This is a genomic window from Paenibacillus sp. (assembly GCF_048976745.1).
GTDB lineage: Bacteria > Bacillota > Bacilli > Paenibacillales > Paenibacillaceae > Paenibacillus.
In genome coordinates this window covers 606,891-626,618 of record NZ_JBHGUU010000004.1, presented here as the reverse complement: position 1 = coordinate 626,618, position 19,728 = coordinate 606,891, and the positions used below count along the sequence as shown (strand labels likewise).

The following is a 19,728-nucleotide window of genomic DNA, read 5'->3' as shown; positions in this document are numbered from 1 at the left end:
GCTGCGCGCTGCTGCGGCGGTGCCTCTGACGTCTGTGGCTGCGCCGCCCCACACGTTGAAGTGCCCGCATGCGAACCGGGAGCTTCACCCGGTTCAGGCACCGCGGGCACATCCGGGCCCTTCACCTCCGGCAATAGCCCGGAGGGGAGGGGGCCCGCATGGGGCAGCAGGCTGCGCAGCCCTGCTGCCTCTGCGGCGGCGCTGCGCTGGAGCGCCGTGTAGCGCGCCGCCGCCGCGGATTGCGCCAGCAGCGCTGCGCGGCTGGCGTCCAGCGCCTGGAGCGCGGCTTCGCCTCGCGCGCCCAGCGCTTCAAGCATGCGGTCGGCCAGCATCATGGCCGACCTGCGATAGCGGGTCTCAATCTCGCCCCGCACATCTTTGCTGAACTGGATCACATACTCTGGAGATACCTCAGCACTGGCACTACGTTTCATCTCCAGCATTGCTTCATCTACAGCAGGAAGCTCCGTATTGAGCGCCTGCTCCCACTCTGCTCCCCATAGCTGATGGGATTCACCCAGCTGCCTAAGCATCGTACGAATATGTACTTCAACTTGTCCGGAAGCCTGATCCTGTAATAACCGCACCAGCTCAGAAGAGCGGCGTTGTTTCTCCTGCTCGGTTTTGCCGCCTGAGAACAATAAGCCTACCCTGAAACCCGGCTTTCGGCTCTCCAAATAGGCAGCAGCCGACGTACGAATATCCGCAGGAGTAAGATTTGCGTTCGCGAGAAGAGGCTCAAGCTCTGCCCGGAATTTCTCACGCACTCGCGATGGCCCGGTACGAATGTCTGCTGCTTGTTGATCCAGAAGCTCCAGCTCCCGTTCCAAACGCTCAATTCCTTCCTTGCCGCCGATCTCATCCAACAGAGAATTTTCTTCGTCTTCACGTTTCTCCGCTTCTCTCGTCAAATGTTGCTCCGTTACATGACTGGCCGAACTTGCTAAACTGTGCGCAATTAACGCTTCCTTCTCTTGCATCATATGTCCAATGAGTTCCGGAAGCACATCCCATTGGTTGTAGCGATGCTGCTTGTCGCGGAGGGAAGTGAACAACAGTCCGTCATATCTGACTTCCCAGGCTGTAAATATGGCTTCGACACCTTCGGCATAGTGGTCAAAAGAAAGCTCACGTTCCCGATGCTTGTCGATCTGGTTCACGATCAAAAACAATGGTTTGCCCCAATCGGACAGACTCTTGGCAAATGAAAGGTTCGTCTCGGACTGGACATGATTATAGTCCATAACATAGAAGACCACATCCGCCAGATGTAGCGCGGAATGGGTCGCGAGGCTGTGCCCACGATCTGTTGAATCCACACCTGGTGTATCCAGCAGGACAGCATCGTCTTTCAGCAGCGGAATATCATCCCATACCTCAATTGAGCTGTACGCTCCGCCATTTTTGCAATACGCCTCCAATTCTTCTGGAGAAACTTCAAGTGTGCTGGTTCCATTGTCAGCGCTTACGTTTGGAGTCGTATAAATAAGCGCTCTCGGCTTACCATTACGTATGGATACCACATTCGCACTTGTTGGTACGGGACTTGAAGGCAGTACCCGTTTACCGCACAAACTGTTGATGAGACTTGATTTGCCTGCAGAGAAATGACCGCAGAACGCAATCGTCAGATGTTTCGTTTCTGCCTTGCTGATTAAATCCGTTAAAGCCTGTACAGCCGTATGGTCCCCTGTCTGCTCCATCGCTTCACGCAGCGGAAGCAAAGGTCTGGCCATTTCTTTTGGGTAATCTGTTCTGGACATGACTGGCCTTCCCCCTGGCTCCTCTAATTTGATATCCCTTTCGACGTCTATCTCTTTTACAACATTTATTTTAACATTATCAAGTTTAAATTTGAACGGTTGGAATGGAATATACATGACAGCTACCCTGCTTATATAAAAAAATAAAACCGAACAAGTCGGTTTTATCTCTAATAGGTTCTATATTTAGCATTTCGCAAAATGCTTAGCCAAGTGTCTGTTGCATGAATGCGATGCGATCACTTAAACCACAACAATCCTCATGACATTGATACAACAGACCCTACAGTGTTATCACTTCTTAGGAAACTGCGTTCTCCATGGAAGGCAGCAAGATTTCAAATACTTGTCCATGTTGCAGAATGGTGATGTCTCTGCCTTTGTCTCTCATAACAACAACTTCTGGTTTAACGGACATACGCTCCAGATAATGTTCAGGCACGTCGCCAGAATGGCTTACTGTGATGCCTTCTACTTCTTTTTCTTCATTTTCAGCCATTTCCTGTTCAACGATTTGTTCAAAAATATCGGAGAAGGCCTCAAAATTGTCAGTATACACGGAAATGCATTTCATGATTATTCATCCTTTTCTGCTCATTAATTTATTTTTCGTTTTCGGGTGATGACACGTTCCTTATCTTTCCTGATTTGGGACGTTTTCATACGTTTTTTCCCTTCCCTGCATATGTCCAACAATGGACAGATATGACACGCAGGGTTCTGTGCCTTGCAATGGTAGCGTCCAAAAAATATAAACCGGTGGTGAGTTAAAGTCCACTCATCCCGGGGTACGCGCTTCATTAGTTTCTTTTCGACTTCAAGTACGGAGTCATCCCAACCAGCAAGCCCCAGCCGCTTGGATACACGTTCAACATGAGTATCTACCGCAATTGCCGGTACTCCAAACGCATTGGAAACAACTACATTCGCGGTTTTCCGCCCGACACCTGGCAGCGTCACAAGCTGATCATGTTCCTGCGGTATATCACCGCCATACTGCTCTATTAAAATTCGGCACATGTTCTGAATATGCTTGGCCTTGTTCCGGTACAAACCGATTCGCCGAATATCCTGTTCCAACTCTTCGAGAGGAACCGCCAGATAATCCGCTGGGCTTTTGTACTTTTGGAACAAATCTGTGGTTACCTTGTTCACCGTTTCATCAGTGCACTGGGCAGACAAAAGGACAGCTACCGTCAATTCAAATGCATTGCTGTGATTTAATTCGCAATGTGCATCAGGAAACATTGCTTCCATAGTTTCGAGTATATGCCTAACCGTCGCTGCATTCATGAAGAGCTACCTCCCACAAAATGACTCCACGCTGCGGAGCCTTACTTCGAAGCTTCATCCGAATACTTTGCGGGGACCTCAAAAAGCTTGCAAAAAAAACGTCTTGATGCGGGAAAGATCCCGTATCAAGACGGTCATTCTTTTGATCCTCGAAAAGAAACGATTACTGTTTTTGAATCTCCAGAATAACATTGTTCAGGAGATACAATACAATATTATCATTATCTCTGAGAGATTGCACGCTTAAAGTATTGTCACCCTGGTGAACAAATACACTTGATCCGAGTGCAAAACGATAGTTTGTGTCTGCTGTCGTCTCCCGTTTAACCAAGATCTGGTTACCAACACCATCATAAGACCAGAATTGTTTACTCATGACAGTCAGCACTCTGAATCGTGTTGAATTATCCGTATCTTTTGTCATTTCAACACGATCTCCGACCGTAAGACTCGTCAGTGAAGTTAATGTGGAGCCGGATTTTACGACTTTAACCGACCCGCTAACAGGCACGGTTTCAGTCTGGCCGTTAAACTGCTTGAGCGTTACGGATGAAGCATCCACCGCTGTAACTTCAGCCAGCGTACGCTTCACAACTTGAACCGCTTTTGGCGTAGCTCCTTCAAACGTTACATTGATCAGGTTGCCTACTGTCAATTGTGAAGGCGTGATCGTTTGACCACTCTCTCCTGTCAGTACCGCTTGATCCACATAGAACTGACTTGTCAACAGATCGGATTTTACCCGAATACGACTATTTGCTTCCAAGGCAACCACTTCGAATTGAGCTACAGTGTTCAGTGCAATCTTCTGCACGACATCCTGGTTTGCTCCAAGCGTTACGGTAACTTTGTCACCAATCTTCAGATCTCCCAGACTTGCGCCGGATTTGTTATACATCTCAACTGTAGGTACCACAGAATAAGGCACTGTAATTGTCTGATTACCGGACAACAAGCTGATTTTCTTGCCAGAAGTATCAATGTTGCTGATCGTACCTTCATACTTGTAAATCACTTTAACGGACAATGCACGTGTTCCCACATAGGTCAGATCCAATTTGCGACCATCATTTAAGAGTGACTCCAGACCAGCCAGTGTAGGTTTGGTTGTATTGTAATCCAGCTTGGTTTTTTCATCCAATGTAAATACAAACGGTTTTTTGTTGTTATCTAACACGGTAAGTACCTTTGTTTTACTATTGTAAGATACTACCGTTACCCCGTTCATAGGCTCCATTTGGCGTCCAATGACCTGAATACGCGTTACCTGGTCGTCAGAGTTCAATGTCAACTCCACCTGATCCCCGTTCGTTGCATCCGTGATAAGATCATTCAGCGTTGCATCCTGAATGCCATTGATAATGACTTCTGGCTTCTCAGTCAGCAGTTTTGCCTCAAGTGAACCCCCTTCACGTTTGAACGTTACCGTGGATTGGTTACCACCGATTTCAACCAATGTCCCGCGTACAGATTGCTCCACACCTTGAGATAATACGATCGTTTGCAGAACACTGTCCTTAACGGTGTATTTCACGGCACTGCCGGCTTTGAGATCTGCCACTGACAGGATACGGTTTTGATATGTGATAAGCAGGTTGTCATTGTATGCAAATTGCTCGGTAGCACCCGCTGCATTGACAAGTTTAATTGTTTTTCCAGAAGTGGATACTTCAGCAATTACACCATTGTCACTTTTGTTAACAATGCCGGATTTCACACGAATCGCTACTGTTTTTTTGTCAGCCGAGAACGTCTCGCGCTGTACTTCGATGATGCTATCTGCCGTAATATCGGACAGTTTGATTGCATTACCATTCTGATCGATGAATGCAGTTGCCTCATCATAACTGTACGTTTCGTAATTTTCGCCCACAAAGATACCAATTTTATTACCAGACAATGAACGTGCAAATGTACCTTCAACGCTCTCCACCTGTGGTGTAGCATCAACGACTTCCACATAGGAAGCCCCACCTGCCGAACCTACAACCATAACTTTTGTATACAGCTTCACATCTGTGGATGAAGCACGAGTTTCACTGTCTTTCGTAAAGTAAGGCGTACTGCTGTTCACTGCGAAGTTAACGGCTTTGCCGTCCACAACCAGCGTGATCTGCCCATCTTTCAATCCAGTCACATAACCCGTGGATGTGTTCGGGTACTTCGTATCCGTTAACGATTCGCCACGACTGAAGAAAGTAGCGAGTTGAGCACGGGTTACGGAACCGGTTGGATTGAATTTGTTACCTTCCACACCTTTGGCCAGATCCAGGCTAACAGCCAGATTGACATAACCTTTACCACTTTCGGAGATACTTGCATTATCAGCAAATCCGGTAGATTGATTGTTCTGTGCCTTTGCTTCAGCATCCTTGTCCAATGAGCGGATTAACAATTTCGTAATCCATTCCCGTGAAGCAGGCTTTTGCCCCCAGGAGGTCTTGGATACATCCACCGTTGATTCTTCCGTTTTGTCAATCAGTCCCAGTTGAAGTGCCAGCGCGACATATGGCTTGAAATAATTTCCCACTTCCATGTTTGTCGGTAATGCCGCAGCCGTGTCGGTATTCAACTGGTCCTCTTGATTCATAAAACGGATTGCCATCGTTACAGCTTCTTGCTGTGTTACCGCGTCTCCTGGACGAAACAGGCCGTTGTTACCGAGAAGAATGCCTTGATATGCCAGTTTGTATACATGTTTCTCAGCCCAGTATCCGACCTTGATGTCACTGAACAAACCAGCTGGTGCAGCCGTATTTGTTATTGCAGCAGTCTGACCCTGCCCTGTTTCTGTTGATTCTGCTGCCATGGCAGCTCCGCCGGCGCTAAGGGCCATCATGCCTGCAAGCACGGCTGATACTACTTTTTTAGAGTGTGATGGATTGTTATATTTAAAAGTCACCTATGATTCCCCTCTCTCATGTAAAACGACCCATATTCCCTGGATTCACGGTACAACAGCATGCTGTACAGCCTATTCGGATCTTGTCATTGGATGTTCAAGATCCACATGGCCCATCAGACTCTCGGTCTGTTGACCATCCACCAGTAAATCAAGTGATTTCACTTCATCAAACTGGAAGAATGTTTGTTTTAGAGCATCCAACGCATAAGATTCTCCACCTGCTCCAAGACGTGCCGTATCTGGCATATGAATATCCAGCGTAAGAGCCCCATCCTTGAACTGAACAGACTTCAATTCAATTTCTTTAGACCACAGTGGAACAAGTTTACTGTCTTTGCTCTGTTGCAGTGATTCAAAGGCAGCCTTATATTTGGCATCATCCGATGCGTATGAAATCTCTGCCGAAGCTTTGTGCAACTCCAGTTCTTCTTCATCCGTGTAGAATACAGTGATCGTTTTCTTTTCATTACTATCGGAAGTTGCGGGCTTATCCGTAGACGTTTCGCTTGGCGGAGTAGTTGTAGTTGTTTCCTCCGAACTGCCTTCCGTGGATTCTGTAGGTGTTGTGTTCTCTTCAGGTTCAGCAGTTACCGGTTCGGTAATTGTTTCGCCTTCAACCTCGGTCACATTGTTTTCAGTTCCTGCGCCTTGCGTCTGATTCGGAGCAGCTGTTGGCTTGCTTCCACATCCAGCAGCAACTGCCATAACCGTTACCAGCAAGGCTGCAATCCATATTTTCTTGTTCATTCTAACTCCGCCTCCTCAACATAAGGGCTTGTCCCTTATTGAATTCCCAGATACTCCTTGATTCCTGCGACAATACCTTTGGCTACACTGTTTTGGAAACTCTCCGTGAACAGGGCTGCTTCGTCGCTCTTATTGCTAAGGAATCCACCTTCCAGCAGAACTGCTGGCATTGTCGTTTCACGGGTAACATGGAGACTTGCCGTTTTCACTCCACGATCTTTCAGTCCGGAAGACTGCAAAAGATACTTGTGCATCACTGTAGCAAGTGCTTTGCTGTTGGAGCGTGTATAAAATGTCTCTACACCGTTCGCAGCAGTAGGGCCACTGTTAGCATGAATGGAGATGAAGATATCCGCTTTTATGTCTTGTGCAATCTTCACACGTTCTTTCAATGCCAAGAATGTATCATCGCTGCGCGTTAACACAACGTCAATTTTGGATTCTTTTTTCAACAAGGCTTCCACTTTCAGAGCCATTGCCAGATTGAAGTCTTTTTCACGTTTACCCGTTACACCGATTGCCCCAGGATCATGATCTCCGTGACCTGCATCGATAACGACAACTTTTTTGCCATTATTACCAACTGGAGGAGCAGGTGTACCACTTTGATTGTCGAGGTTAATCATGATCAGTCCGGAATCATTTTGCACACTGTACCCTTTCGAACTGGACAGATCAATCACAAAACGAAGTGTAGATGGACTGTTGCTGTATAACGAGTAACGAATCTTAGACACATCCGGATAGCCGCTAACGACGAGTTGTCCATTCTGGTTGCTGTCTAGAGCCTGTCCTTCACTGAACGAATCAGCAAATGCGGTATTCGGCAAGTCTATAACGATTCGATCTGGTCCTGTCATCGTGAAGACGTTCGGCTTCGTACTTCCGCTTGTTGCAATCATGAAGCGGTTGTCGCTGAAGCTGATGCCGTTCACCAGTACAAGACCTTCCTGATCCGATCCCCCGCCATTATTGCCAGAGTTCGGAGGAGTGGTTGTCCCGTTTCCGGAACCTGAATTCTGGGTAACTAATGTTACCGTCTTCGTGGTGTTGTTCCAACCCACCTTAAGTCCCATTTCCTCACCAATAAATCGGAGAGGGACGAGTGTAGTACCGTTTTTCACGAGTGGCGGGGCATCCAGGTTTACGTTACTGCCGTTCACCGTTGCCGTCTTCTGTCCAACAATCATCTGCATGGCAGTGTTGTCTTTGCTGATAGTCACCGTTTGCGTTTGCTGCCTCCACTCCACGCTATACCCAAGATTCTCGGACACAACCCGGATCGGAACCATCACCTTGCTGTTGATAATTTCCGCCTTTGTATCCGATGGCTGTACGATTTCTTTTCCGTCTAGGATAATTTTCGTGTCTGTTGCTGCATGACTATAGCCCGGGAATACGAGCCCAAAGACAAATAACAGTACCAAAAAACCGAACTTCTTCATCCTTCACCCCTACCATTCTCATATTTTTTTGCCGCATGTTGTCATTTTCCAACTCCGACTGACCGTTTGGGCATTACCAGACACCTATTAGACGCCCCTCACTCTCAAAAGTTGCGAATATATTCCAACGTAACAGAAAAAAAACGTTGTCAGATCAAGCTTTTTTTACATTTTAATGTCTTATTTTTTCCTTATTTATCAAATACACATCTCTAAACAACGTACTATCCTAACCTTCATATTTGCGCACAATTCACTTTACAGTCCCAAAAATTCAACGATTCCGTCCACAATCGCCTGTGCACATTTGTCCTGGTATTCTTCTGTCAGCATGACTGCTTCATCTGTAGGGTTACTTAAAAAACCTAATTCAAGCAACACAGCAGGCATGGTTGTTTCACGGGTCACATGTAGACTAGCCGTTTTAACCCCACGATCCTTGAGTCCTGTTATCGGCAATACATATTTGTGAAGAGTATCAGCCAAAGTCTTGCTTTCCTTGCGACTGTAAAGCGTTTCAACGCCGTTTGGTACGGGGGTTGTGAATTTGTTTCCATGAATGGACACAAAAACATCTGCCTGATTCAATTCAGCAATATCCACTCGTTGTTTGAGCGAAAGCTCTGTATCATCCTGGCGTGTAATGACCGTTTGAATATTGTTGTATTGTTGAAGGATGGCCTGTACCTTTAGCCCTACAGCCAGATTGAAATCCTTCTCATAGGCTCCTGACAAACTTACTGCACCAGATTGACGACCACCATGTCCCGGATCAATAACCACAATGGTTTTGCCGTCATTCGTAGGTACGGCCGGTTGGCTTGTAGGCTCTCCACTCGTGGCTGTAAGGTCAACGAGCAAGACATTGTTATCTCCAACAGACCATTTGGCTGTAGCCGTCTGACTCAGATCCAGAACGACGCGCACGGTAGAAGGTGATTTACTGAACATGGCATACCGGACTTTGGAAACTAACGATGAATCCGTAACAAGAATCTGTCCACTACCATCCGCGTTAGTGGCTTGTCCCTGAATGAATTCCTGAGAGAATGTGGCTGAAGGCAGATCAACAATAATACGGTCTGGCCCACCCAGACTGGATACTTTGGGACTGATATTACCGTTTGTTGCTACAATCAAGCGATCTCCGCTGAAGCTGATCCCTTGAAGCTCTGTCAGACCATCCGGTACAGGAGCCTCGACGGGGTCACTGTCACCTTCTGTTCCAACTACGGGAGGAACACTATATAGGCTTACTGTCTTGGTTCCATTGTCCCAACCAACACGCAGACCCATGCCTTCTCCAACAAAGCGTAACGGAACAAGCGTTGTTCCCTGTTTGATCAGTGGAGGCGAATCCAGAGTCACCACGTTTCCATTCACTGTAGCTGCATCTTTACCAGCAGTCATTAGAATCGTGCTGTTTCCTTTTTGAACCTGGACTGACTGGGTTGCTTTTTCCCACTTCACCTTATAACCCAGATTCTCGGATACAATTCGAATCGGAACCATGACCGTTTTTCCGATATTTTCGGCAGGTGCTCCCGTCTGCTGGTTAATGGTTACACCGTCGAGTACAATCGAGGGAGTGGTGTCTGCATGGGCCATGACTGGAAATAAACATAGGAACAGAAGAAAAACGACTGCTGCGGACCATTTTTTCATACCTCATCCACCATTCTTATTGTCTTTTGAACATCCGACCTGATTCTCTGCACAGCGTAACATCAATGAGTCTATGTAACCTTCCATAATCTACTAATCAGTTTATCAGATATTGTCCCTTCATCCGGTTACAACGTTGTCATATTCAGTCGGAAATAAGATAAAAAAGCAGATCATATTTAAGAACATAGTCTCTTTTACATGAATGTGTATCGATTTCGTATCAGTGATGTCATAAATTGATGATATTCCACCTATTAATGTAACTTAAAAGTATACATATATCGGAATAGGTAATATTACAAAAAAAACGGATCATTAGATCAACGTACTCTTTAAGATGGAAGCGGATACTCACACAATTGTACTCAAAGATAGACGCGTTTGGATTATACTCCAATCAAAATTGCTTCTCTAGAAGTGAATAATGAGGAAGATTACGTATTGAAATATTCCACCAAGAAGAATCAAGAGTTGTGTGTATAGATGACTGATTAAGATAATTTACTTCTGAAATTACAAAAAGCCTCTGTCTCATCCACAGGAACAAAGTTCCTTTGGCGAGGCAGAAGCTTTCTGCTATACCATACTTTAGCGATTAACCAAACAGTTTTGCCGCGTGGCGTTGCTCATACGCAGCGATTTCATCGTCATGTTGAAGAGTGAGACCGATATCATCCAGTCCTTGCAACAGGAATTGACGACGATGCTCATCCAGATCAAAATCAATGTGCAGTCCGTATGCATCGGTAATCGTTTTGTTTTCCAGATTTACATTCATCTCATAACCTTCATGTGTAGCTGTACGTTGGAACAAGTCTTCAACTTGCTCTTCTGACAACTTGATTGGCAGGATTCCATTCTTAAAGCAGTTATTATAGAAGATATCTGCAAAAGATGGAGCGATGACGCAGCGGAATCCATAGTCCATAATTGCCCATGGCGCATGCTCACGGGAAGATCCACAGCCAAAATTGGCACGTGAGATCAGGATGGATGCCCCTTCATAACGAGGTTTGTTCATTTCGAAGGAAGCATTATTGTTGCCCTCTTCATCGAAACGCCATTCGTAGAACAAAAATTGTCCAAATCCGGTACGTTCAATCCGTTTCAGAAACTGTTTCGGAATGATTGCGTCTGTATCGACATTGACCCGGTCTACCGGTGCAACGATGCCTTGTAATGTTTTGAATTCTTCCATATTAAACGTTCTCCCTTCTGTCTGTTATAGCTTAGATCGCTGCTTCCGTTTTGAAGTTCCAGTCCCGTACGTCAACAAAGTGACCCTTAACCGCTGCTGCTGCTGCCATTGCCGGAGATACCAGATGTGTACGTCCTCCGCGTCCTTGACGTCCTTCAAAGTTACGGTTGGAAGTCGAAGCACAACGTTGTCCTGGCTTCAATACATCCGGGTTCATTGCCAGACACATGCTGCATCCCGCATCACGCCATTCAAATCCGGCTTCTGTAAAGATTTTATCCAATCCTTCTTGTTCAGCCTGAATTTTAACACGTCCTGAGCCTGGTACAACAATTGCTGTAACCTGACTGGATACCGTGTGACCTTTAGCCACTTTTGCTGCCGCACGCAGATCTTCGATCCGACCATTGGTGCAAGAACCGATAAATACATAGTCAATTGGAATCTCGGCGATTGGTGTTCCCGGTTCAAGTCCCATATATTCAAGCGCTTTTTCAGCCGCTTTGCGTTCGTTTTCTGTAGGCAATTCAGCCGGAACAGGAACTTTCGAAGAAATGTCGGTTCCCATACCTGGGCTTGTTCCCCAAGTTACTTGCGGAATCAATGTTTCCACATCGATTTCAACCACATGGTCGAACTCCGCACCTTCATCGGTTACAAGCTGTTTCCAACCTGCTACAGCTTCATCAAACTTTGCACCCGCTGGTACGTATTCACGTCCACGCAGATATTCGAATGTTGTTTCGTCCGGAGCGATCAATCCTGCTCTTGCTCCACCTTCGATGGACATGTTGCAGACCGTCATACGCTCTTCCATGCTCAACTCACGGATGGATTCGCCTGTGTACTCAATAACATAACCTGTTGCAAAGTCTGTACCGTATTTGGCGATAACTGCGAGGATCATATCCTTCGCGGTTACACCCGGGTTACGTTTGCCGACAAAACGAACTTCCATCGTTTTGGCTTTTGCTTGTTGCAAACATTGAGTTGCCATAACGTGCTCAACTTCACTTGTTCCGATTCCGAATGCCAGTGCGCCAAACGCACCGTGTGTGGATGTATGACTGTCACCACATACAATCGTTTTACCCGGGTGAGTCAGACCAAGTTCAGGTCCCATAACGTGCACAACGCCTTGATCAATAGTGTCCAGATCATACAATTTCACGCCGAAATCACGGCAGTTTTGCGAAAGTGTATCAATTTGTTGTTTGGAGATTGGATCTGTAATATTGAAGCGGTCTTTGGTTGGAACGTTGTGGTCCATTGTTGCAAATGTCAGCTCAGGGCGACGAACTTTACGTCCGCTCAATCGAAGTCCTTCAAATGCCTGCGGAGATGTTACTTCGTGCACCAGATGCAGATCGATATACAGAATGCTTGGTTTGCCTTCTTCTTGATGAATCACGTGATTTTCCCAAATTTTCTCAAACATCGTTTTTTTACTCATCATTTTCACCTCATTATAAGTTCGGTCCTTGGAAGAGCCTCTGTTTCCTTTAAAAATTGAAGCTCTTGAATGACATAAATATATCACCCTGTCCTTCATTGTTCCAAGATATAATATCTATAGATGTAATAGGTTTAACCTATAATGAGAGAAAGACAAATAAACCACTGCTCATCGCAAAGGTTTCAATTGATAACAATTATCATTATCACATAAGTCTTATAGTACGTTCCTGCTTCTTCGCTGTCAATGCTTTTATACAAAATAAAGAAGCCCTTCCCTGCTATATGAGTTTACCGGTAGTTAAGGCAAAGAGAATGATTTCTTCATCTGTAGTGATATAATGGTGGCATAACGAAAGGAATGACCAATGACGATGGAATTCAGACAACTTCAATATACGTTGCAAATTGCGGCCGAACGCAATTTCTCCCGGGCAGCAGAGAAGCTGCATATTGCCCAGCCTTCATTAAGCCAGCAATTATCCAAATTGGAAAAAGAATTGGGCGTACTGTTGTTTCAGCGTAATACAAGTACCGTAGAGTTAACCCATGCCGGTGTAACGTTTGTTGAGCAAGCTCAGAAGATCGTAGATGCCATGGAGTTATTACGTCAGGAAATGTCAGACATCTCCCAGCTTCGCAAAGGCAAAGTCGTTGTGGGCAGCATGCCAATCACGGGTTCACATCTTCTCCCACATGTGCTTCCTGCATTCCAACAAGCGTATCCCGAGATTGAAGTCACCTTGTTGGAAGACTCTGGGCTTACGCTTGAGAAATTGACAGCAAGCGGCAAAGCTGATCTAAGTCTGTTATCTCTTCCTTTACAAGAACCAAGCTTGTCTTATGTAACCATTGGCGAAGAACGGATTGATCTGGCGGTTCCCCCGAATCACCCTCTGGCACGCAGGGCAGATCCGGAGAATCCGCTTCCTGTGCGAATTGAAGAGCTTCGGAATGAACCCTTTGTTGTATTGAAAAAAGGACAAGGGTTCCGCAAACTTACATTTGATCTCTGTGAGCAGGCCGGTTTTGATCCCCAAGTTGTGTTTGAGAGCACCAATATTGAAACTGTTCAGTCGCTGGTCGCCACTGGCATGGGCATTACACTGGTTCCACGCTTCATTGCCCGTGCGCCGCGCAGTGAATTCGTGCCTGTGTACGTCCCGCTTGCTGAGCCAACTCCTAGCAGAACACTTGTTGTGGCTTATCGTCAAGGCAGAGTACTGTCGAAGGCAGCCGAAGCATTCATCCATACGTTTCAACAAACTGTGGCCGAATTGTCAAAGGGAGACTAAGAAAATTACTCCTATGGGTATGAGGACATTTCACATTGAACCCAAACAAAAGCTTGACCCTTATGGGCCAAGCTTTTGTCATATATTCGTTTCCCGCATCCGCAGGATAAAGTTCTTACATCGCAATCACAGTAACTGGTTAGAGTACAATGTTGCTTATTAAGTTGTTAAACTTTAATGCTAATTTATAATGTTAACGTAGAAACATACATAAGAAAATTTCATGTCTGGTGGTTTATTTTCGCAAATTACGATCGCTTGTCAGCCTGTTTTGCTGATTCATTACACGGCCTTCGTCCTGAACAGTTGAATCAGGGGGTGATAAGCCTCCTGCTCCATTCTCTAAGAATGCCCTTAAGTGATCTTCCCTTGTGTTATCCTGTTCCAGTCTCCTGAGCGTATCTTTCACATGGTTGTCCATTGATTGATCATCTCCTTGGTAACGGGATAGTTATCATTACCCGCGTCATGGAAGAATAAACACTTTTATGAAGAATTTTATTTCAATTATTATTATTCGCCAAAATAAATACCAGGTCGCCGGTCTTCAAATACGGGAATACGCCCGCGAACCTCATCCACCAAGGAAGGGCGAATAATTCCGGTCACGATCTCTTCCTCTTCGCCACCTTCTGCGACAATCTCACCCCAAGGATCAATGATCAGGGAATGCCCGAAAAACTCGGTCTCTCCCCCTTTACCCACACGGTTACAAGCGATCACATACATCTGATTCTCAATCGCTCTTGCCGTAAGCAACGTACGCCAGTGGTGCAGGCGGGGCTTCGGCCATTCAGCCGGTACAATCAACGCCTTGGCACCATTTAAAGCCAGTGTCCGGGCAAGTTCCGGGAAGCGGATATCATAACAGATCGAAGCACCCGCTGTAAGACCGTTTTGTAATTCAAAGATTTCAGGCTCCGCTCCAGGCTTTAAATATTTCTCCTCGTCCATCAGACGGAACAAATGTAATTTATCGTATCGTGTGATCTGTTTTCCATCACGATCATACGCGTACATTGTATTGTATATTTGACCATCCCGTTTCTCGGCAATTGAACCGCCAACGATGGAAATTTGATGTTTCTGAGCAAAAGCAGACAGCCATTCCCGAGATTTCTGGCCTTCCGGGTCAGCGAGTTCATGAATTTGCGTCAACGCGTATCCGGTATTCCACATCTCAGGTAGCACAGCCAGCCCCAGATCCGGATATTGTTCTACCGCACGTTCAAGCAACGACTGCATATGTTTATGATTAGCCTCAGGGTCTCCGAGCTGAATATCACCCTGAATCAGGGCTACACGCATTTCTCCCTGTTGTTTTTCTGTCATGACAAGCACTCCTCTGAACCGTAATACCTGCTATCATAGCTTGATCCTCCTGAGGACTGCAAGCCTGTTTTTGTTATGAACTTGCACACAACAATTCAGGCAGCAGGGTCAGCAATCGATCACTCGTTAGCGCATCACCCACATTCCAGGTCGACTCTTCCACAGGATACACCCGTCCATTCTGCACAGCCGGAAGGGCACTCCAACTGGGGCTTTTCATCAGCATCTCTGTAGCCTGTCTTGCCACGACTTCCTCAGGCAGCATAACAAATACATGATCCCCGGCGTACTGTTGCACTGCTTCAGCCGAAATTTCCTTATAGGCTCTGCCCGCCGCCAGTGCTTCCTTCACTTTGGTAACTGGCCTGAAACCCATGGGATGATATAGTCGTGGCGCCAGCCCGATATTGCCCATAACAAACAATCGTGCACCCCGGTGGTATGTAAATACAGATGCCGTTTCCCCGGCTTCAATTGCTGTATGGATCTTCGCCCACATATGTTCAGTACGCTCCGCATAGGAGGTTAGCCATTGTTCAGCCTGAGGTTGTCTGCAAAACCAATTGCCCAATCTGCGCATTCGCTCTTCCAACATGGCATGTGAATTGTATGCGAGTGTTGGTGCAATACGGGAAAGTTGTTCATATTGCTGTTCGTTGTTACTATCAAAAATAATCAAATCTGGCTTCATTTGAACAGCTGCTTCCACATTAACCGGCGCAACCGCGTCATAGGTCTGATCTCCCAGTATCTGAATGCCCAGCATCAGCAGATCCCCAGCCGAATCTCCGTAATACATTATTCGCTCCGGGTTTACTGGAATATTCACATCATGCCCCAACCAATCTTGTACCAACGTCTGCTGCCGAATAGATCTGTCATATTGACGGGGAGATAATCCGGTCATTTGGCGAAAACGCCTGCTGAAATAATACTCATCCTTAAACCCCACCCGGCTCGCAATATCCCGAAGTGGTTCATCCGATTTGCGAAGCCATTCCTTGGCATGTTTAATACGTACATGATTTACATAATCGAGTGGCTTGTGGCCTGTGAGTTGTCTGAACAGGGTCGTATACTGCACAGGCCTGATCTCCGCAATACGTGCCAGTTTCTGTACAGTGATTTCTTCAGCATAGTGGTCGTCCACATACTGAATTGTACTGTGTAGCCTTGCTTCCATACTCTGCTCCGTCTTTGGAGAAGTGTACCGGGTAATGATCATCTCCATCCATTTTTGGAACTGTGCATTCAGATGACTGTATTCGGCGTCTGTTTTATAGTTCCGAATGATATACATCTGTTCCAACAGCCCACTTAACGGAGCATATGGATAGCCATTCAATTGGTTTCTATGCACAAATACGGGGCGAGTATAGAGCTCCGGATCACCCGTCAACACATGAATAACATCAAAGTTCATCACGAAATATTTCAATTCCGAGTCATTGCGATGTTCAATCTGGTAGCCCTCTCCCGGAGAAAGCGGATAAACACATCCCGTAGTAAACGGATACTGTTCATCTCCAATATATAAACGCCCCTCCCCTTCCTCGCAGATCAGGAACGCATGTTTCTCGCAAGCAACTTCCAGCATCACCTGTTCAGGCAGCTCAATTCTTCGTACCAGATGATCCAGCCGAAACATGAATGCTGAGAAGAACAACGCTCCCCCATCGGCATCCAAAGCCTGCATGTCGGTTCACCTCGTTTTTCTAAAATGAGAATGATTATCAATAATTCTGTATGGTCTGATTATAAGCGAGTGATAGTCAATAATCCAGCTATGACTTTAATCAGCAAAAAAAGAGCGCTCAACGAAAGGTTGAAGGCTCCTTTTACTTTTAAATCTGCATTACTCAAAGATGTTAATTGCGCCTTACGAACTTATCATCAATTATTGGATCATCTGTTTTGGCAGCTCTTGTAGCAGCCACTCCCTGGAAAGGGCATCACTTGAAGCTTTTACGATATCAAATCGATACACGTTTCCTTCTTTTACAGCAGGCAGATTATTCCAGATTGAACTATCCAGTAATTCTTTGGTGGATTGTTTTGCATCGTCGGTTACAGGATCCAGAATAAATATCCGATCACCGGCAATTTCAGATAATTTCTCAGTCGAAATCTCTGCAAATCCCATGTCTTGATCCAATATTTTCTGAATTTCCGCAGTTGGCTTCAGCCCGTCTTTTCCATATAACAACTGTGGCAATCCTGCACCCGCCATGACAAACAGACGATTTCCGGGATACATGGTGAATACCGAAGCAGTCTCCCCTTCTTTCAATCCGTTCTCATGAAGTTGCTTCCACATCTCTTCTGTTGCTTTTTGATGATTCGTAATCCAATCCTCGGCTTCTTGCTTTTTGTTCAACAGGTCGCCAAGGATACGCATACGATCTTCTATTGATCCAAACGAATCAAATGTAACCGTAGGTGCAACTTTTGAGATCTGATCGTATTGTGCCTCATCACTGTTCGAGAAAATGATCAGATCGGGATTCAAGGCTAGCGCCTTTTCTACACTGATCGGAAATCCTACATCCTCTGCCTGAGCAACCTGATCATCGTATACAGTTCCATCCTGACGAAGTATGCCTACAGGAACAACACCAAGTGCGAGCAAATCCCCGGTAACTTCTCCATGATAGATGACTCGCTTCGGATTTACAGGGACCTCTACCTCATGCCCAGTCCAATCTTTGAATACCCGGGTCTCACCCTCATTGGTCTCTTCCGCCGCAGTCGTGGTTTCTGTGGTTTCTGTGGCTGTTTTGGAATCCTCTGCGCCGGCAGCAGGTGTTGTAGCCTGATTTCCACAAGCCAATAGCAGAATGGATAACCATGTAATCGTAAATAGTACTGCCGTATTTCGTATGCCCTTTTTCATTGCTATTTCTCCCCCTGTATCATGTGCATTGTACAATATAATTTAATGATATTGATTATCATTATCGGATATTATCATAAAACAAGGCTTCTCTGAGCTCAATGGACAAAACGATATGGTCACTTTCAGTTTTGTACAATCCTCCGTACTTTGCTCCTATGTACTGTCTAATCAAGTGGATTTCCCTCTATACAGCTCGGGATTGGCGTGATAAATTAATGAGAACTATTGGCCATATTTAATAACCGGAGTGATAAATATAATGACCCATTCAGACCAAACAACTGCTCGTTCAGCCTTTACGATACCAACTTCTGATGTAATGACACAGCTACCAACCCAATTTTTTGCTACCCTTGTTCAAAATGTAAATCGTGAAATCGCAAGTGGACATGATGTGATCAATCTGGGTCAGGGGAACCCGGATACACCTACACCACCCCATATTGTGAAAACACTGCAAGAGTCGGCTGAAAATCCTCTCTACCATAAATACTCCCCTTTTAGAGGGTACTCTTTCCTGAAGGAAGCTGTCGCCAAACGTTATAAGGAAGATTACAACGTTGATCTGGATCCCGAGACTGAAGTAGCCATTCTGTTCGGGGGCAAAACAGGACTGGTTCAGTTACCTCAGGTCCTGCTTAACCCCGGTGACACCGTTCTCGTTCCCGATCCAGGCTACCCGGATTACTGGTCCGGTGTTGCACTCGCCAAAGCAAACATGTCATTTATGCCTTTGCTGGAGTCCAATGCATTCCTGCCGGATTATGAAGCTGTTACAGCCGAAGATCGGGAGAAGGCCAAGTTGATGTTCCTTAACTATCCCAACAATCCAACTTCGGCAACGGCACCTCTTTCGTTCTACGAAGATACAGTTGAATTTGCCATTCGAAATCAAATCGTCGTTGCCAGCGACTTTGCGTACGGGGCGATTGGTTTCGACGGGCATCGTCCAGTAAGTTTCCTACAAGCTCCCGGTGCCAAAGAGGTGGGTATTGAGTTCTATACGTTATCCAAAACGTACAATATGGCTGGATGGCGCGTTGGATTCGCGCTAGGTAATGCAGAGATTGTCTCTAAAATTAATCTGCTTCAGGATCATATCTATGTCAGTCTTTTCGGTGGGATTCAAGCTGCGGCAACGGAAGCACTTACTGGATCTCAGGAATGTGTCACTTCGCTGGTTTCACGTTACGAATCTCGTCGTAATGCGTTTTATGACGCTCTTACCTCGATTGGCTGGCAAGCTTCTAAACCGGCAGGTTCATTCTTCAGCTGGTTACCTGTACCGGCAGGTTATACCTCTGCTTCATTTGCAGACTTGTTACTGCGGGAAGCCAAGGTGGCCGTAGCTCCAGGTATTGGTTTTGGTTCGCATGGTGAAGGCTATGTGCGCGCAGGACTGCTAAGTGATGAAAACCGATTACGCGAAGCTGTGGAACGGATTGGCAAGCTGAACTTATTCAAGTAATTTACAGGACCATAACCCCTTTGCATATGCCAAGTTTCCATGGTATGTTATAAGAAATATTGAACGAAACGTGATGACGGGACCAGTAAGAGAATATCAGTCGCGCCCAGAGAGTAAATTCCACCCTGCTGAAAGAATTTACCGCGGCACTTCTCTGAAACCTACCCCTGAGCGGCCTGTTACGTACAGGACAGTGCCTTCTGTTACAGGGCATGAAGCCGGATGATCTGATCATCAATAAAGGTGGTACCGCGGAAGTAACA

At 45.9% G+C, this 19,728-nt stretch carries 14 protein-coding genes and 1 other annotated feature (1 of these 15 cut by a window edge); of the genes, 2 read left to right on the top strand and 12 right to left on the bottom strand.

Features of this window, described 5'->3' with window-relative positions; all coding sequences use genetic code 11:
• From ACE3K2_RS03730 to leuC, 9 genes are all read right to left on the bottom strand, one after another.
• A partial coding sequence (locus ACE3K2_RS03730; protein WP_421886826.1) for a dynamin family protein occupies positions 1-1,763 on the bottom strand: 1,763 nt, incomplete at its 3' end.
• A gap of 301 nt (positions 1,764-2,064) precedes the next feature.
• On the bottom strand, positions 2,065-2,337 hold the full coding sequence (locus ACE3K2_RS03725) for a hypothetical protein (RefSeq protein ID WP_017687779.1): 273 nt from the start codon (positions 2,335-2,337) through the stop codon (positions 2,065-2,067).
• A 23-nt stretch (positions 2,338-2,360) separates the two neighbouring features.
• The gene (gene nth, locus ACE3K2_RS03720; protein ID WP_421886823.1) at positions 2,361-3,056 is read right to left on the bottom strand and encodes an endonuclease III; all 696 of its coding nucleotides are present in this window, start codon (positions 3,054-3,056) and stop codon (positions 2,361-2,363) included.
• A 163-nt stretch (positions 3,057-3,219) separates the two neighbouring features.
• Positions 3,220-5,958, bottom strand: a complete 2,739-nt coding sequence (locus tag ACE3K2_RS03715; RefSeq protein WP_421886820.1) for an S-layer homology domain-containing protein — start codon at positions 5,956-5,958, stop codon at positions 3,220-3,222.
• A gap of 72 nt (positions 5,959-6,030) precedes the next feature.
• A complete protein-coding gene (locus tag ACE3K2_RS03710; RefSeq protein WP_421886817.1) occupies positions 6,031-6,708 on the bottom strand; it encodes a GerMN domain-containing protein in 678 nt (225 codons plus the stop codon).
• Positions 6,709-6,743: 35 nt separating this feature from the next.
• The gene (locus ACE3K2_RS03705; RefSeq protein ID WP_421886815.1) at positions 6,744-8,153 is read right to left on the bottom strand and encodes an N-acetylmuramoyl-L-alanine amidase; all 1,410 of its coding nucleotides are present in this window, start codon (positions 8,151-8,153) and stop codon (positions 6,744-6,746) included.
• 258 nt (positions 8,154-8,411) lie between these two features.
• Positions 8,412-9,818 carry an N-acetylmuramoyl-L-alanine amidase gene (locus tag ACE3K2_RS03700; protein ID WP_421886812.1) on the bottom strand — a complete coding sequence of 469 codons (1,407 nt, stop codon included), beginning with the start codon at positions 9,816-9,818 and terminating at the stop codon, positions 8,412-8,414.
• 598 nt (positions 9,819-10,416) lie between these two features.
• Positions 10,417-11,019, bottom strand: a complete 603-nt coding sequence (leuD, locus tag ACE3K2_RS03695) for a 3-isopropylmalate dehydratase small subunit (protein ID WP_091028995.1) — start codon at positions 11,017-11,019, stop codon at positions 10,417-10,419.
• A 31-nt stretch (positions 11,020-11,050) separates the two neighbouring features.
• Complete coding sequence (gene leuC / locus ACE3K2_RS03690; protein WP_339308556.1) at positions 11,051-12,472, bottom strand: 3-isopropylmalate dehydratase large subunit; 1,422 nt, start codon at positions 12,470-12,472, stop codon at positions 11,051-11,053.
• A 376-nt stretch (positions 12,473-12,848) separates the two neighbouring features.
• Here leuC and ACE3K2_RS03685 point away from each other — a divergent pair, with 376 nt between their 5' ends.
• Positions 12,849-13,769, top strand: coding sequence for a LysR family transcriptional regulator (locus ACE3K2_RS03685; RefSeq protein ID WP_421886809.1), 921 nt, complete (start codon positions 12,849-12,851; stop codon positions 13,767-13,769).
• Positions 13,770-14,282: 513 nt separating this feature from the next.
• Here ACE3K2_RS03685 and ACE3K2_RS03680 read toward each other — a convergent pair.
• The 3 genes from ACE3K2_RS03680 to ACE3K2_RS03670 all read right to left on the bottom strand — a co-directional run bounded on the left by ACE3K2_RS03680 (position 14,283) and on the right by ACE3K2_RS03670 (position 17,994).
• Positions 14,283-15,101 (bottom strand): carbon-nitrogen family hydrolase, encoded by an 819-nt coding sequence (locus ACE3K2_RS03680; protein ID WP_421886806.1) that lies wholly within the window; start codon positions 15,099-15,101, stop codon positions 14,283-14,285.
• Between the two features lie 73 nt (positions 15,102-15,174).
• Positions 15,175-16,797, bottom strand: coding sequence for an ABC transporter substrate-binding protein (locus ACE3K2_RS03675; protein ID WP_421886803.1), 1,623 nt, complete (start codon positions 16,795-16,797; stop codon positions 15,175-15,177).
• Between the two features lie 201 nt (positions 16,798-16,998).
• On the bottom strand, positions 16,999-17,994 hold the full coding sequence (locus ACE3K2_RS03670) for an ABC transporter substrate-binding protein (protein WP_421886799.1): 996 nt from the start codon (positions 17,992-17,994) through the stop codon (positions 16,999-17,001).
• A 262-nt stretch (positions 17,995-18,256) separates the two neighbouring features.
• On the opposite strand from ACE3K2_RS03670, the gene ACE3K2_RS03665 reads away from it, so the two are divergent.
• The gene (locus ACE3K2_RS03665) at positions 18,257-19,465 is read left to right on the top strand and encodes a pyridoxal phosphate-dependent aminotransferase (protein WP_421886796.1); all 1,209 of its coding nucleotides are present in this window, start codon (positions 18,257-18,259) and stop codon (positions 19,463-19,465) included.
• A 64-nt stretch (positions 19,466-19,529) separates the two neighbouring features.
• Positions 19,530-19,728, top strand: a binding site (T-box leader); it runs 16 nt beyond the window's last position.